The following is a 15,362-nucleotide window of genomic DNA, read 5'->3' as shown; positions in this document are numbered from 1 at the left end:
GGCGGCTACCCGGCGGACGTGCCGGCGGCCCGCAGCGCGGCGGCTACCCGGCGGACGTGCCGGCGGCCCGCAGCACGGCGACCTCCACCGCCGACCGCTCCGCCTCGTCCGTCCACGGCCCCACCAGGTAGAACGCGTCGACGACGTCGCCGCCGAGCGTCGAGACCCGAGCCGCCCGAACCCGCGCGCCCGCCCGGGCGAGGGCGTTCGCGACCCGGTACAGCAGCCCCGGCGAGTCGGCGGCGCGCAGCTCCAGGATGGCCGCGCCGGTCGCCGGCTGCCAGACCACGCGGGGGTCCGCGCCACCGGGCCGCCGCCGCGCCGACCGCTCCCGTGCCGCGAGCCGCGCCGCGACGTCCAGCTCCCCGGCGGCGGCGCGGCGCAGATCCGCGGCGAGCGCCTGGGAGATCGGCTCGTCGCCGTACCGCGGCTGCACCCGGCACACCACCCGCGCGATGCCGCCGTGCGCGGCGGCGTCGGCGGCGACCACGTCGAGGCGGTGCAGCGACAGGCAGCCGGCCACCGCCGCGAGCAGGCCCGGATGGTCGGTCGCGGTCACCGCGACCCGGTCCTCCCCCACCCGTACCGACGGCAGCGGGCCGATCGCCACCGGTACGCCGACGACCGGCAGCTCGGGCACCCGGCCGCCGTCCAGCGCGTGCGCGACCCGGTCGACCAGCTCGGCGACCAGCCGGCCCTTCCACGCCGACCAGGCGCCGGGGCCGGTCGCGGCGGCGTCGGCCCGGGCCAGCGCGTACAGCAGCGCGAGCGTGTCCTGGTCACCGACGGCATCGGCGACCATCCGTACCGTCACCGGGTCGGCCAGGTCGCGGCGGGTCGCGGTGTCGGACAGCAGCAGGTGCAGGCGCACCACCCGGTCGACGAGCGCGACGTCGCCGGGTGGCAGCCCGATGCGGGCGGCGGCCGCGGCGGCCAGCGGCGCACCGGTGGCGCTGTGGTCGCCGGGCAGCCCCTTGCCGAGGTCGTGCAGCAGCGCGCAGAGCGCCAGCAGGTCCGGGCGGGCCACCTCACGGGCGTACGAGGCGGCCACCCGCGCGGTCTCCACCAGGTGCCGGTCGACGGTGAACCGGTGGATCGGGTTGTGCTGGGGCAGGCTGCGGATCCGCGCCCACTCCGGCAGCCAGCGGATGACCAGGCCGTACCGGTCGCACGCCTCCCAGGTGGGTACCAGCGCGTCACCGGCGCCCAGCAGGGTCAGCAGCGCGTCGCGGGCGGCCGCCGGCCACGGGTCGGGCAGCGGCGGCGCGAACTCGGCGAGCCATTCGAGGGTCGGCCGGGCGACCGGCAGCCCGGCCCGGGCGGCCGCGGCGGCCACCCGCAGTGGCAGGGCGGGGTCGGGGCGGGGCGTGACGGCGGCCCGGGCGAGTACCGCCGCACCGTCCTGCTCGACGACGTCCCGCCCGATCGGCCGGCGCGGGGTACGGCCGCCCGGCCGGCCGTGCCGCCAGGCGTCCACCGCCCGCCAGGCGTCGTCGAGGGCGTACGAGACGGTGCGGGCCGCGTCGGTGACCCGCCGGAGTACGTCGTCTCCGGTCGCGAGTTCCAGCAGGCGGGCCACCTCGGCCCGGTCCTGCGCGAGGATCCGGTCGACGCGCCGGCCGGTCACGGTGTGCAGGGCGTCGCGGACGTCGAGCAGCCAGCGCTGCGCCGCCCGGACGGCCGGCCGGGTCGCGTCGGCCACGCCGGCGTACCCGATGCCGCGCAGCACGCCGATGTCCCGCAGGCCCCCGCGGGCCTCCTTGACGTCGCCCTCCAGCAGGAACGCCAGTTCGCCGTGGGCCTGCCAGCGCCGCTCGGACAGCTCCCGCAGCTCGGCGAGGTAGCGGGCGGCGCCGCGGCGCCACCGGGTGGTGACCCGGTCGCGCAACCGGGTGACCAGCGCGCCGTCGCCGGCGACCAGCCGGGCGTCGAGCATGCCGAGGGCCGCCTTGACGTCGGTACCCGCGACGTCGACCGCCTCGTCCACGGTGCGGACCGAGTGGTCCAGCGGCAGCCGCGCGTCCCAGATCGGGTACCACAGCTTCTCGACGATTCCGTCGATCCCGGCCCGGCCGTCGTGCAGCAGGACGAGGTCCAGGTCGCCGTGCGGCGCGCACTCGCGCCGGGCGAGGCCGCCGACCGCCATCAGCGCCAGGCCCTCGGCGTCCGGCAGCAGCGTGGCGAGCCACGCGTCGAGCGCCTCGGCGCGGGCGGCGCGCGCCCCGGCCCCGACCCCGGCCGGCATCGTCACCGCCCCTCCCTACAGGGCGTCGAGCCCACGCTCCCCGGTACGGACCCGGACCACGTCCTCGACCGGCGTGACCCACACCTTGCCGTCGCCGATCTTGCCGGTACGGGCCGCCGCCACGATCGCGTCTACGATCTTGTCCACGTCGATCTCGTCGGTGACGACCTCGATCCTGATCTTCGGCAGGAAGTCCACCGTGTACTCCGCGCCCCGGTAGACCTCCGTGTGCCCCTTCTGGCGCCCGTACCCCTGCACCTCGCTGACGGTCAGGCCGGTCACGCCGAGGGCGTGCAGGCTCTCCTTGACCGCATCGAGCTGGTACGGCTTGATGACCGCGGTCACCAGCTTCATGCCCATTCCCTCCATCACCGCACGCTATCCGGCGACCGTCTCAGTGACCTGCTCAGCCTTTCCGTCAGCCGTACCGCTGTCGGCCTTACCGCTGCCGGCGTCCGGCTTCGCCGCGCCGACCCCTGCCAGCGCGAACGCCCCACCCGAGCCGGTGCTCGGCCCGAAGTCGTACGCGCTCTCGGCGTGCAGTGCGGTGTCGAGGCCCTCGATCTCGGCCTCGGGGCCGACCCGCAGTCCGATGGTCTTCTGGATGACCCAGCCGATCGCGTAGGCCAGGACGAACGAGTACCCGCCGACCACGGCGACGGCGAGCGCCTGCCTGCCCAGTTGGAGCGGCCCGCCGCCGTAGAGCAGGCCCTTCACTCCACCGGTACCGGCGATGAACGGAGCCGCCAGGAAACCGATGAGCACCGCGCCCAGCGCGCCCCCGACGAGGTGGACACCCACCACGTCCAGGGCGTCGTCGTAGCCGAGCCGGTACTTGAGACCGACGGCCAGCGCACACACCGCACCGGCGATCAGGCCGAGCGCGATCGCGCCGACGGGCTCAATCGTCGCGCACGCCGGGGTGACGGCGACCAGACCGGCCACCGCGCCCGACGCGCCGCCGAGGGCGGTCGGCTTACCGTCGCGCAGCCACTCCACGATGATCCAGCCGAGCAGCGCGGCACCGGTCGCGACCTGCGTGTTGATGAAGGCGGTCGCGGCGAGGCCGTTGGCGGCGAGCGCCGAGCCGGCGTTGAAGCCGAACCAGCCGAACCAGAGCAGGCCGGCGCCGAGCAGGACCATGGGCACGTTGTGCGGCTTGAACCTCTCCCTGGGCCAGCCGACCCGCTTACCGACGAGCAACACCAGCGCGAGAGCGGCGGCACCGGCGTTGACGTGCACCGCCGTGCCACCGGCGAAGTCGAACGCCTTCAGGTGGTCGGCGATCCAGCCGCCGTTGCCGGAGTCGAAGAAGAACACCCAGTGCGCGACCGGGAAGTACACGACGGTCGTCCACACCGCCACGAAGATCAGCCAGGAGCTGAACTTCACCCGGTCGGCGACCGCGCCGCTGATCAGAGCCGGCGTGATGATCGCGAACATGAGCTGGAACGACGAGAACGCGAGTACGGGGATCTTGTCGCCGTCGGCGCCGGTGAGGGCGTCGAACGTACCCCGCAGGCCGAACGCGCCGGAGCCGCCGATCAGGCCGTGGAACCGGTCGCTGGTGAAGGCGAGGCTGTAGCCGTACACCACCCACAACAGGCTGACCACGCCGATGGTGGCGAAGTTCATCATGAGCATGTTGAGTACGCTCTTGCCCCGCCCCATGCCGCCGTAGAACAGGGCCAGGCCCGGCGTCATGAGTAGTACGAGCGCACCCGAAACGAGCACCCAGGCGGTATCGCCGTAGTTGATCGGCGGCACACGGCCTCCTCTCGGTTCGTCTTCCTGCCTGCCGGCCGACCTGGGGCGACACCGCCCCGGCTGCCGGATCTTCGACAGGATCACCAACCGTTGTTTCGAGCATTGGTGTGCCTCGGTTTCCACCGCATGACCATGTGTTTCGAACGTGTGACGGTTACCGGGCGGACCGACGCACCCGGGCACGCTCCGACAGTGCGTTCCTGGGGATTCCCGGCGCGACCGGAGCCGAAGAAGGCGGCACCGTACGGGTTTTCGTAGATCTTGGAAAGTAAGGCACCAATATTGGCGCCTTACTTTCCAAGATTGAAAACGACAGGCCCGTTAAAGGCCGGAGAAGACGAGCACGTACAGGTAGACGAGGACGAGCAGCCCGCCGACGGCCACGCCCGTCAGGGCGAGCCGGGTACCCCGCTGACCGAACCGGCGGATCTGCCGCAGCGCGAGCAGACCGAGGACGAGTGGGATCGGGGTCCACGTCAGGATCGTGACCACGGACGCGATGGCCAGCGCGTTCCACCGTGACGCGGCCGCGGGAGCGACCGGGATGGTCGTGGAGTCGGCCGCGGCGGCGGGCCCGGCCGTGGACTCGGCCGCGGCGGCGGACCCGGTCGCGGAGCCGGCCGCGGCCGTGGAGCCGGCGGCCCGGCCAGTCGTGGAACCGGGGCGCCCGGTCGCGGTACCCGTCGCGGTCCGGGGCGGGGCGTCCGGGTGATCCGGTGGGGTGACGAAGGTGGGCCGGATCGGCTGCCCGGGCGCGCCGCGCGCACCACGAGTGGCGCTGCCGGGCGCCCAACCACCGCCGGCCGAGCGCCCGCTGGTGGGAGCGGCACCCGACCCGGCCCGGGCGAAGACCGTACGGCGTGACTCCTCGTCGCGCAGGTCGTAGTAGCCGATCCGACGGATCGGGTCGAGCAGGAGATCCGCGGCAGCCGTGATCAACTGGGTGCGCCGCAGGTCGCCGGTGGGGAGGTCGGGGTGGTACCGGCGTAGCAGCCGTTTGCGGGCCGCCCGTACGTCGGCGTCGGAGGCGTCCGGCGGCAGTTCGAGGATGTCGTACGGGTCCTGCCCACCGAGTTCGCCGAACGAGGGTCGACTCACGGTGTTCGACCTCCCTTGCGGTGGACGGCCGGGGACCGTCCGACGTGCGGTCCGTGCCCGGACGCCTACCGCGCGTCCGAGCCGTGCCGGGCACGCCCGGCGCCTGCCGGACCCGCCCGCGCATCCATTGACCGCGGCACAGTACCGCAGCCGGGCCGGGCTGCGACACCGTACGTGGCGGATATGACGGTCAATGGATGCGCGTCAGCGCAGCACGTACTCCAGGGCGTGCCGCTCGTAGTCGATGAGTCGTAGGTCCCGTACGGGGCGGCGTAGGTGACCCTTGTGCACGATCCGGACGAAAGCCGGTTCCCCGGCGGCGGCCATCCGGCGGATGCCCTCGATGTGGTCGACGATCCGCTTACGGATCATGCGTACCAGCCGCTGCCGGTCGCGCGGGGTCAGCCCGTACGCGTCGGCGAACAGTCGCAGCCGCCGCGGCCGGTCCGGCCGCTGCCAGCCGAGGGTGTACGAGTCCCGGTCGGAGAACAGCGGCACCCAGGTCCAGGCCGCGTACGCGACGTCGTAGATCCGCGACCCGGGCGACGCCAGGTCGAAGTCGATCAGGGCGAGCGTGCCGTCCGGTCGCCAGATGACGTTGTGCGGAGCGGCGTCGTGGTGGCAGATCACCTCGGTGTCCGGGGGCGGCGGCCCGAACGAGCGCCACACCGCGCCCGGCGCCGGGCGGAAGCCGTACTGCGCGTCGTGGAACATCCGCAGCATCGTCGCGACGGTGACCAGCGCCTCGTCGGTGACCCAGTGCGGGGCCAACGGATACTCCCCACACTCGCCTTCGAGGTAGGACAGCACCTCACGCCCACGTTCGTCGATCCCCAGGGCGCGTGGGGCGCCGGTGAAGCCGACGTACTCCAGGTGGCGCAGCAGGGCGTGCACCGACGGGGTCCAGGGGCCGGTGTTGCGGCGCACCGTCGCACCGACACGGACGACCGTAGAGGTGTTCCCGCCCAGTAGCGGGATCTCCTGTTGTGTCACGGTCGGGGACTCCTCCGGGGTCCTGCGGGTGACGGTGGCGGGACGGACCGATCGGCGTACCTGTCCGTGCCGGTGGTCGCGGAGCATCTACGCTTCTGCCCCCAGCAGAGCGTCCACAAACTGCGCCGGTTCGAAGGGCGCCAGATCGTCGGCGCCCTCACCGAGTCCGACCAGCTTGACCGGAATGCCGAGCTTGCGCTGCACGGCGATCACGATGCCGCCCTTGGCCGTACCGTCGAGCTTGGTCAGGACCACCCCGGTGACATCGACGACCTCGGTGAACACCCGCGCCTGCTCCAGCCCGTTCTGCCCGGTCGTGGCGTCGAGGACGAGCAGCGTCTCGTCAACCGGACCGTGCCGTTCGATCACCCGCTTCACCTTGCCCAGCTCGTCCATCAGGCCCACCTTGTTCTGCAGCCGGCCGGCGGTGTCGATCAGGACGCTGTCGACGCCCGCCTCGGTGCCGCGCTTGACCGCGTCGAAGGCGACCGCGGCCGGGTCGCCGCCCTCGGGCCCGCGTACCACCTCGGCACCGACCCGGCCGGCCCAGGTCGCGAGCTGGTCGGCCGCCGCGGCACGGAACGTGTCGGCCGCGCCGAGCAGGACGCTGTGGCCGTCGGCGATCAGTACCCGGGAGATCTTTCCACACGTGGTGGTCTTGCCGGCACCGTTGACGCCGACGACGAGCAGCACGGCGGGCCGGCCGTCGTGCGGGGTGGCCTTCAACGAACGGTCCATGTCGGGGGCGAGCGCGGCGACCAGCTCGTCGGCCAGCAGCTTGCGCAGCTCGCTCGCCGACGACGTACCGAGCACCCGGGCCCGCTCGCGGAGCCGCTCGACGATCTCCGTCGTGGCCGCGACCCCGACGTCCGCGCCGATCAGGGTCTCCTCGACCTCGTCCCAGGTGTCGTCGTCGAGCTTGTCGCGCGACAGCAGGGCGAGCATGGTCTTGCCGAAGACGTTCTGTGACCGCGACAGCCGCGACCGCAGCCGGACCAGCCGGCCGGCGGTGGGCGCCGGAGTCTCGATCACGGGCGCCGGTGGCGCGGCCTCGACCGGCGGCGCGGGCGGAGCGGTAGGAGCGGGCGGAGCGGTAGGAGCGGGCGGCGGCGCGGTAGGAGCCGTCGGGGCGGGCACCGCAGGCGGGGCCGTTGGGGCCGGCGGAGCCTTCTTCACCGGCGGGGCCGGCGGAGCCTTCTTCACCGGCGGGGCCGGCGGAGCCTTCTTCACCGGCGGGGCCGGCGGGGCCTTCTCGACCGGTACCCGTTCCTCGGGCGGCGCGGTCGGCGGGGCGGGTGGCCGCGGCGGCGCCTCGACCGTCGCGGGTCCCCGGCCTTCCGGCGCTTCCGGCGGTGCCGGCGGCTTGCGACGGCGCGGCGCGAGCAGGCTGGCCGCCACCGCCACCAGCAGGACGAGCAGGGCCAGACCGATGGCGACGTACGTGTCCATTCGGAAATCCTGGCAGATGCGCGCCGCGCCGGCCCGTCGGGTCAGGCGCTACGTGCCCGCCGGCCGTCTCCGGCCACGCCGCCACCGGCCGCCTTGGTCACACCGCGGCCCTGGGGGCGGCCGTGAATGCCTCCGGTCGGGCATGATCGGTGCTTCCGCACCCCCTGGAGCGCCGTATGCCCGACCCCTCAGACCTGCTGCTCGGCCCGATCCTGCGGCGGATCGACGGTTCCCGGGCCACGATCTGGGTCCAGACTGCCCGGCCCGCGACCGTCGAGATCCGTACCGCGGGTGACGCCGGCGGCGCGGCCCGGACCTTCAGCGCGTACGGCCGGCACTACGCGCTCGTCGTGGTCGATCGCCTGCCACCGGCCGCCGCCACCCGGTACGAGGTGCTGCTCGACGGCGAGCCGGTCTGGCCGCCGGCCGGCTATCCGTACCCCGCCCCGGCGATCCGCACCCGGGGCGAGGGGGACCCGGTCCGGCTGGTCTACGGCTCGTGCCGGCAGGCCACCCCGTACGTCAACCATCGGCACCCGCCGGACGCGCTGGACGCGTACGCGGTCCGCCTGGCCGCCGCGGTGCGCGCCGGCACCGCCGCGACCCAGTGGCCGGACTCTCTGGTCCTCCTGGGCGACCAGGTGTACGCCGACGAGACGTCCCCGGCGGTCCGCAGCTGGCTGCGCCGCCACCGGCACCGGCGCCGGCCGGACGCGCCGGCCACCCAGGTCGTCGGCTTCGACGAGTACACCCGGCTGTACCTGGAGTCGTGGACCGACCCGGAGGTGCGCTGGTTGCTGTCCACCGTGCCGAGCGTGATGATCTTCGATGACCACGAGATCATCGACGACTGGAACACCTCCGAGGCGTGGCGCCGGGACCAGCGCGCGCGGGCGTGGTGGGCCGAGCGGATCGCGGCGGGGCTGTCGTCGTACTGGGTGTACCAGCACCTGGGCAACCTCTCCCCGGACGAGGTGGGCGCCGACCCGGTGTACCGGGCGGTGCGCGCCACCGACGACGCGACGGGGATCCTCGCCGAGTTCGGTGCCCGCGCCGACCGCGAGCGCGACGGGTACCGGTGGAGCTACGCGCTGACATTCGGGCGTACCCGCCTCGTGGTGATCGACAACCGGGCCGGGCGGGAGCTGACGCCGGGCCGGCGGGCGATGCTGCCCGACTCCGAATGGGAGTGGCTGGCCCGCACGGTCAGCGACGGCGACTACGACCACCTCGTCCTCGGCTCGTCGCTGCCGTGGCTGCTCGCACCGGCGGTGCACCACGTCGAGGCGATGAGCGAGCGGTTGTGCGACTCGCCGAGCCCGTGGGTCGCCGCGCCCGCCGAGAAGGTACGCCAGGTGCTCGACCTGGAGCACTGGGCCGCGTTCGGCCGGTCGTTCGACGCCCTCGGCGCGCTGCTGACCCAGCTCGGGTCCGCCCCGCACGCGCCGGCCACGATCAGCGTGCTCTCCGGAGACGTGCACCACTCGTACGCGGCCCGCGCCCTGCTCGGCCCGGACGTGCGCAGCCGGATCCACCAGCTGACCTGTTCACCGGTGCACAACGGGCTGCCGCGGCCGATCCGGGCGGCGACCCGGCTGGGCTGGAGCCGCGGCGCGGGCCGGCTCGCCCGGGGGCTGGCGAAGCTGGCCGGCACGCCGGCCCCGAGCGTGCGCTGGAAGCTGGTGGCGGGCCCGTTCTTCGGCAACGCGATCAGCACCCTGGTCCACCGCGGCCGGGAGGGGTACGCGCTGATCGAGGGCACGAACGCGCGGGCGCGGCTGAACCGGCTGGGCGCGGTCCGGCTCCACGACCGGCGGCGCTGACGCGGCCCGACCGCCGGTCAGCACGGCAGGCGCGCCGACCCGCTGGCGGCCGGCGTCACGTCACAGGCCGAGAACGGCCCGCAGGTACGGGAAGTCCTCGGGCCCGTTGTACCGGTACGCCGACAGCCCGGCGACCCGGGCCGCGCGCACGTCGCGGTCGTCGTCGTCGACGAACAGGCACCGGCTCGGAGGCTTCTCCATGGCCAGGCACGCCTGCACGAAGAACTCCTTCGCCGGCTTGTGCACCCCGATCTTCGACGAGTTGACGATCACGTCGAACCGGTCGGCCAGGCCGTACCGGGTGAGGACGGCGTCGAAGTCGTCCATCGCGTTGGCGGCCAGCCCGACCCGGCGGCCGGCGGCGCGGACCTCGTCGACGAAGGCCAGTACCTCCGGTACGAGGTGGCCGTGGTGCCCCTGGGCCTCGGCCACCAGGGCGCGGGCCGGTTCCAGGCCGCCGACCCGGTCGACCAGGGCGTGCGCGATGCCGTCGAGCCAGTCGGCGCGCGAGGACTCCCCGGCCAGGGCCTGCCGCAGCCGGCCCCACTGCGCGCCGAGGTCGCGCACGGTACCCGCCGGCAGCCCGTAGCGCTCCTCGGCCGCGGCGGCGGGCGCCGGGTCGTACCGGTACACCACGCCCTCGAAGTCCACCAGCAGCACGTCGGCGGGCTGCCGGGCAGCCCGCATCGCCGGGGTCGTCACGCCGCCTCGTCCTGCCGCAGCCGCTGGCTGATCACTTCGGTGACGCCGTTGCGCATGGTCACGCCGTACAGCGCGTCGGCGACCTCCATGGTGCGCTTCTGGTGGGTAATGATGATCAGCTGACTCTTCTCCCTGAGCTGCTCGAACAGCGTGATCAGCCGGCCGAGGTTGACGTCGTCGAGCGCGGCCTCGACCTCGTCCATGATGTAGAACGGGCTGGGGCGGGCCCGGAAGATCGCGCAGAGCATCGCGACCGCCGTGAGCGACCGCTCGCCACCCGACAGCAGCGACAGCCGCTTGATCTTCTTGCCCGGCGGCCGGGCCTCCACCTCGACGCCGGTGGTGAGCATGTCGTCGGGGTCGGTGAGCACCAGCCGGCCCTCGCCGCCCGGGAACAGCACGCTGAAGACCTGCTGGAACTCGCGGGCGGTGTCGTGGAAAGCCTCGGTGAAGACCTCCAGGATCCGGTCGTCGACGTCCTTGACGACCGTCAACAGGTCACGCCGCGTCTTCTTGAGGTCTTCGAGCTGGTCGGACAGGAACTTGTAGCGCTCCTCCAGCGCCGCGAACTCCTCCAGCGCCAGCGGGTTGACCTTGCCCAGCAGGGCCAGGTCGCGCTCGCCCTTCGCGGCGCGCTTCTCCTGGGTCGCCCGGTCGTAGGGCACCGGCTTCGGCTCGGGCCGGTCGGCGGCGGCCGCGGCGGCGATCTCGGCCTGCGTCGGCGGTACGAGCACGTCCGGGCCGTACTCGGCGACCAGCGTGTCCGGGTCGAGCCCGAACTCCTCGGCCGCCCTGGCCTCCAACTGCTCGATGCGCAGCCGCTGCTCGGCGCGGGCCACCTCGTCGCGGTGCACGGCACTGGTCAGCCGCTCCAGCTCGGTGCGCAGCTCGCCGGCCTGGGTGCGGACCGCGGTCAGCTCCTCCTCGCGCAGCGCGCGGGCCTCGGCGACGGTGTCGCGGTGCGCCGCCGCCTCCTCCAGCGACCGGGCGATCGCGGCGAGCGCGTGCTCGGCGGCGGTGACGACGGCCTTCGCGACGGCGGCACCGCGCGCCCGGGCCGCGCGCCGGGCGGCCGCCCGCTCCCGGGCCGCCCGCTCGGCCGCGGCCTGGCGGGCCAGCGAGTCCGCGCGGCCGGTGATGGCGCCGACCCGCTCCTCCGCGGTACGCACGGCCAGCCGCACGTCCATCTCGCGCTGGCGCGCCTGTGGCACGGTCGCGGCCAACTCGTCGCGCTCCGCTGTGGACGGATCGTCCTCGATCGGCGAGTCCTCCGCCAGCCGCAGCCGCTCCTCCAGCTCGGCGAGCTTCATGAGGGCCTCTTCGCGGGCGGCCTCGGCCTTGGCCTTGCCGGCCGCCAGCCGCTCGGCCTCGGCGCGCGCCGACTTCGCGGCGGCCCCCAGCTCGGCGAGCTTGCGCGCCGCGACGTTGCGCTCGCTCTCGGCCTGCCGCTTGGCCGTGGCGGCGGCCGACACCCGCTCCTTGGCCTCGGCGAGGGCTTCCCGCGCCGTCTCCAGTTCACCGCGCAGCTGCGCGACCCGGGTCTCGGCGTCGACCTTCTTCTGCCGGGCCTCTTCGACGGCTGCCTGTACCTCGATGAAGCTCGGCGCCTTGCCCGAGCCGCCGACCGCCGCGTACGCGCCGAACACGTCGCCGTCCGGGGTGACCGCGCGCAGCGCCGGGGCGTACCCGACGATCCGCTGTGCGGTGGCGACGTCCGGGGCGAAGACGACGTTGTTCAGCGCCCGTTTCAGCGCCGGCCGTAGCTGCTCGGGCGCCTCCACCAGGTCGAGCGCGAAGTGCGCGCCGGGCGGCAGCGGCGGGCGCTCGGTACGCAGCCCGTCCTGGTCGGTGTCGGCCGAGGCGACCAGCAGTGCGGCCCGGCCGGCGTCGTCGGTCTTGAGCAGCTCGACCGCGGCGACGGCGCCGTCGACGCTCTCCACGGCCACGGCGTCGGCCAGTGCGCCGAGCGCGGCGGCCAGCGCCGCCTCATGGCCGGCCTCCACCGACAGCAGCGCGGCCACGCTGCCCAGCAGGCCGGGGACCCGGTCGGCGCGGGCCAGCAGGGCGCCGGCGCCGTCCTTGCGGCGAAGGCCCATCGACAGCGCTTCCTCGCGGGCCTTCCACTGGGTGACCTCGCGCTCGGCGGCGCGCTCGGCGTCGCTGAGCTGCTTGACCGTGGCGGCGGCGGCGTCGTGGATGCGGACCGCCTCGCTGTGGCGCAGCTCCAGCTCGGCGTCGTCGCGGTCGGCCTCGGTGGCGCCGGCGGCCTGCGCGTCGTACGCCTCCTGCGCGGTGTCCAGCCGGCCCTGCGCCTCGACCAGACCCGCCGCGAGCCGGGAGATCTCGTCACCGGCGGCGGTGGTGCGGCTGCGGGCCGACTCGACCTGGCCGGCCAGCTTCGCCAGCCCCTCCCGCCGGTCGGCGATCGCCTTGTGCGCCGCGACCAGCGCCTTCTCCGCCTCTGCCAGTTGCCGTTCGAGCTGCTGGCGCTCCTCGACCGCCTCGGCGAGGCGGTCCCGCGCGCTCTCCAGCTCCGCGCGCAGCATGGCCTCCTGCTCGCGGACCCGCTCGGACTCGGCCTCCAACTGCGCCGGGTCACGGCCGGGCCGCTCGTCCTCGGTGCTCACCGACAGGTTGCGAAGCCGCTCGCCGGCCAGCTGGTGGGTGGAGCGGAACCGCTCCTGCAGGGCCGACAGCCGGTACCAGGTCTCCTGTGCCCGGGCCAGGACCGGGGCGTCGGCCGCGTGGGCGGCCTCGAGGGCGGCGAGCCGCGCGCCGACCGCGGCCGCCTCCCGCTCGATCTGCTCGCGCCGCTCGCGTAGCGCCGTCTCGTCCGCGATCTCCTTGTCGAGGGTCTCGCGCAGCGTCGCGAGGTCGTCGGCGAGCAGCCGCAGCCGGGCGTCGCGCAGGTCGGCCTGGATGCCGGCGGCACGCCGGGCCACCTCGGCCTGCTTGCCCAGCGGCTTGAGCTGGCGGCGCAGCTCGGCGGTCAGATCGGACAGCCGGTTGAGGTTGGTCTGCATCGCGTCCAGCTTGCGCAGCGCCTTTTCCTTGCGCTTGCGGTGCTTGAGAACACCGGCGGCCTCTTCGATGAAGGCGCGGCGGTCCTCGGGCTTGGCGTGCAGCATGCCGTCGAGCCGGCCCTGGCCGACGATGATGTGCATCTCCCGGCCGATACCGGAGTCGGACAGCAGTTCCTGGATGTCGAGCAGACGGCAGTGGTTGCCGTTGATCTCGTACTCGCTCTCGCCGGAGCGGAACATCCGGCGGGTGATCGACACCTCGGTGTAGTCGATGGGCAGGGCGCCGTCGGTGTTGTCGATCGTGAGGGTGACCTCGGCACGGCCGAGCGGGGCCCGGCCGGACGTGCCGGCGAAGATCACGTCTTCCATCTTGCCGCCGCGCAGCGCCTTCGCGCCCTGCTCGCCGAGGACCCAGGCGATCGCGTCGACGACGTTCGACTTGCCCGAGCCGTTGGGCCCGACCACGCAGGTGATCCCCGGCTCGAGTTTCATGGTCGTCGCTGAGGCGAAGGACTTGAAGCCCTTCACGGTCAGGGTCTTGAGATGCACGAATCTCCGGTATGGCGAATGGTCGGGCGGACGGTTACCCCGCGAGGGTACCGTGTCGGCCACGGCCGGCCTGGTAGCGGCACCCCGACCCAGCCCTCGGACACGGCTGCGCGCCGATCACCGGGTAGGTGTGTCGGCGCGCTTTGTGTCATTGTGCCGGTCCGGCTTGCGGCAGGGCCCGCCCAACCGCATTCGGCGGGCTCGTCCGTCGTAGTTCAGGCCAGTGCCGGTTCTGGCAGGCGCAGCAGGTCGGCGTCCGACGCCGCGGCGGCGAGCCGGTCGTTCTCCGCGCGTAGCCTTGCTACCTCGAACTCAAGTGCCCGTACCTTGGCACGCAGTTGGGTGACCTCGTCGAGCAGACGCCGGTCGGGCGCGCTGCCAACGTGGCCGAAGAGGGCCTTCGCCATATCGTCTCCTTGTAATGCGCAGCCGGTCGGCCGGCCTAAGCGCGCGCCCAGTGCGTTTCGCGGTCACTGCACAAAGGCAGGCTTGGGCGCGACTGGCGACATCATCTCTATGGTCCGTCGCCGTGGCTATGGAGTCAAGCTCAGCCTCAGCCGGCGCAGACGCGCCTTGCTGGGACGTCGAGCGATAGTCCTCATCATACCGAAGACGACGGCCCGAGCGCATCCCTTCCGGTCGATTGGTGATGCGACTCTCACCGTGTCTGTACTGCCACGATGTCGCCGTGTGGTTGTCACGCGGCTGTCCGCACGCGTACGGTCGGCCGCGTCGGATACCGGGGGTGGGACGGGCAGGAGGCGACGCGTGTCCAAGCTGAGCGGCCGGACGCCGGACGACAGAACCGACCCGCACCCGTCGGACCCGTGGGCGCACACGGCCCCGCTGCCGGCGGCACACCCCGGTCCGGCGCGCCGGGGACCGTACGACGACCGCACGCAGGCCTACGACGACGACCCCACCGAGCGGTACTACGACACGGACCCGTACTACGGCGGTAGGCCGTACGCCGGCCCGCCCCCCGGCCCGTGGGCGTACGAGGAGACCTACGACGACGAACCGGCGCCGGCGCCCGGTGCCCGGCGCCGGATGGGCCCGCTGGCGATCACCGGCATGGTCTGCGCGATCGTCATCTCCATCGGCCTCGTCACCGTCCTGCTCGGCCCGGTGTTCGCCGGCAGGTCCGACGACAACGCCAAACCCAACCTGCCGGGACTGCTCGACCAGCCACCGGCGGCCACCCTCGCGCCGCAGGCCACCCCGGAGATCCCGGTCCCGACCGAGTCACCCGACGCCACGCCGACGCCGACGCCGTCACCGACCCCGTCGGCGACGGGGGGCCGGGTCGCGGTGGGCAACACCGCGGTGGAGGACGCCGCCGTCGCGCTCGTCAACGGCCTGCGCCGCCGGACCAAGTGCGACCCGGTCCGCACCGACCCCCGGCTGCGCACGTCGGCCCGCGAGCACAGCGCCGACATGGCCGCGAACGGTTTCCTCGGCCAGACCGGCAGCGACCGCAGCTCGGCCGCGGACCGGATGCGCGCCGCCGGCTACCACGACCCGCTGTCGGAGAACGTCGCGCGCGGCGCCGGCTCGGCCCGCGACGTCGTACAGGCCTGGCTGGACAACAAGCAGTCGCGCCAGCGCATGCTGGACTGCGACGCGCGCGCGATCGGGGTCGGCGTCGCCGTCTCGGCCGATGGCACGCCGTACTGGACCCAGGACCTGGGGAAGTAGCGACACCCGGCGGCG

The 15,362-nt window shown here is 73.9% G+C and carries 11 protein-coding genes; 2 read left to right on the top strand and 9 right to left on the bottom strand.

Annotated elements, in window-relative coordinates:
- Window positions 1–43 precede the first annotated feature (43 nt).
- The 6 genes from ACNTMW_RS07150 to ftsY all read right to left on the bottom strand — a co-directional run bounded on the left by ACNTMW_RS07150 (window position 44) and on the right by ftsY (window position 7,552).
- Complete coding sequence (locus ACNTMW_RS07150; protein WP_426632610.1) at window positions 44–2,251, bottom strand: [protein-PII] uridylyltransferase; 2,208 nt, start codon at window positions 2,249–2,251, stop codon at window positions 44–46.
- Between the two features lie 9 nt (window positions 2,252–2,260).
- Window positions 2,261–2,599: a P-II family nitrogen regulator gene (locus ACNTMW_RS07145; protein WP_426632609.1), complete on the bottom strand. Its 339-nt coding sequence runs from the start codon at window positions 2,597–2,599 to the stop codon at window positions 2,261–2,263.
- Between the two features lie 24 nt (window positions 2,600–2,623).
- Window positions 2,624–4,012 (bottom strand): ammonium transporter, encoded by a 1,389-nt coding sequence (locus ACNTMW_RS07140; protein WP_426632608.1) that lies wholly within the window; start codon window positions 4,010–4,012, stop codon window positions 2,624–2,626.
- 321 nt (window positions 4,013–4,333) lie between these two features.
- A complete protein-coding gene (locus ACNTMW_RS07135; protein ID WP_426632607.1) occupies window positions 4,334–5,110 on the bottom strand; it encodes a DUF4190 domain-containing protein in 777 nt (258 codons plus the stop codon).
- 204 nt (window positions 5,111–5,314) lie between these two features.
- Window positions 5,315–6,190, bottom strand: a complete 876-nt coding sequence (locus tag ACNTMW_RS07130; RefSeq protein ID WP_426632606.1) for an aminoglycoside phosphotransferase family protein — start codon at window positions 6,188–6,190, stop codon at window positions 5,315–5,317.
- On the bottom strand, window positions 6,191–7,552 hold the full coding sequence (gene ftsY / locus ACNTMW_RS07125; RefSeq protein ID WP_426632605.1) for a signal recognition particle-docking protein FtsY: 1,362 nt from the start codon (window positions 7,550–7,552) through the stop codon (window positions 6,191–6,193).
- 176 nt (window positions 7,553–7,728) lie between these two features.
- Here ftsY and ACNTMW_RS07120 point away from each other — a divergent pair, with 176 nt between their 5' ends.
- On the top strand, window positions 7,729–9,375 hold the full coding sequence (locus tag ACNTMW_RS07120) for an alkaline phosphatase D family protein (RefSeq protein ID WP_426632604.1): 1,647 nt from the start codon (window positions 7,729–7,731) through the stop codon (window positions 9,373–9,375).
- 60 nt (window positions 9,376–9,435) lie between these two features.
- Here the strand turns inward: ACNTMW_RS07120 and ACNTMW_RS07115 are convergent, their stop codons facing one another.
- From ACNTMW_RS07115 to ACNTMW_RS07105, 3 genes are all read right to left on the bottom strand, one after another.
- On the bottom strand, window positions 9,436–10,062 hold the full coding sequence (locus ACNTMW_RS07115) for an HAD family hydrolase (RefSeq protein WP_426632848.1): 627 nt from the start codon (window positions 10,060–10,062) through the stop codon (window positions 9,436–9,438).
- An 11-nt stretch (window positions 10,063–10,073) separates the two neighbouring features.
- On the bottom strand, window positions 10,074–13,649 hold the full coding sequence (gene smc / locus ACNTMW_RS07110) for a chromosome segregation protein SMC (RefSeq protein WP_426632603.1): 3,576 nt from the start codon (window positions 13,647–13,649) through the stop codon (window positions 10,074–10,076).
- A 215-nt stretch (window positions 13,650–13,864) separates the two neighbouring features.
- Complete coding sequence (locus ACNTMW_RS07105; protein WP_426632602.1) at window positions 13,865–14,056, bottom strand: hypothetical protein; 192 nt, start codon at window positions 14,054–14,056, stop codon at window positions 13,865–13,867.
- A gap of 361 nt (window positions 14,057–14,417) precedes the next feature.
- Between ACNTMW_RS07105 and ACNTMW_RS07100 the strand changes: the two genes are divergently transcribed.
- Window positions 14,418–15,347, top strand: a complete 930-nt coding sequence (locus tag ACNTMW_RS07100; protein ID WP_426632601.1) for a CAP domain-containing protein — start codon at window positions 14,418–14,420, stop codon at window positions 15,345–15,347.
- Window positions 15,348–15,362: the final 15 nt, after the last annotated feature.

Origin of the sequence: Planosporangium spinosum, from assembly GCF_049999945.1 — a bacterium.
Classification (GTDB): Bacteria; Actinomycetota; Actinomycetes; order Mycobacteriales; family Micromonosporaceae; genus Planosporangium; species Planosporangium spinosum.
This window is presented reverse-complemented; position numbering and strand designations above follow the sequence as displayed.

What these genes read in the sequence shown, in the direction of transcription:
- ACNTMW_RS07145 (WP_426632609.1), bottom strand. Translation starts at nt 2,599, where the DNA reads ATGAAGCTGGTGACCGCGGTCATCAAGCCGTACCAGCTCGATGCGGTC.
- ACNTMW_RS07130 (WP_426632606.1), bottom strand. Translation starts at nt 6,190, where the DNA reads ATGCTCCGCGACCACCGGCACGGACAGGTACGCCGATCGGTCCGTCCC.
- ftsY (WP_426632605.1), bottom strand. Translation starts at nt 7,552, where the DNA reads ATGGACACGTACGTCGCCATCGGTCTGGCCCTGCTCGTCCTGCTGGTG.
- ACNTMW_RS07120 (WP_426632604.1), top strand. Translation starts at nt 7,729, where the DNA reads ATGCCCGACCCCTCAGACCTGCTGCTCGGCCCGATCCTGCGGCGGATC.
- ACNTMW_RS07115 (WP_426632848.1), bottom strand. Translation starts at nt 10,062, where the DNA reads ATGCGGGCTGCCCGGCAGCCCGCCGACGTGCTGCTGGTGGACTTCGAG.
- ACNTMW_RS07105 (WP_426632602.1), bottom strand. Translation starts at nt 14,056, where the DNA reads ATGGCGAAGGCCCTCTTCGGCCACGTTGGCAGCGCGCCCGACCGGCGT.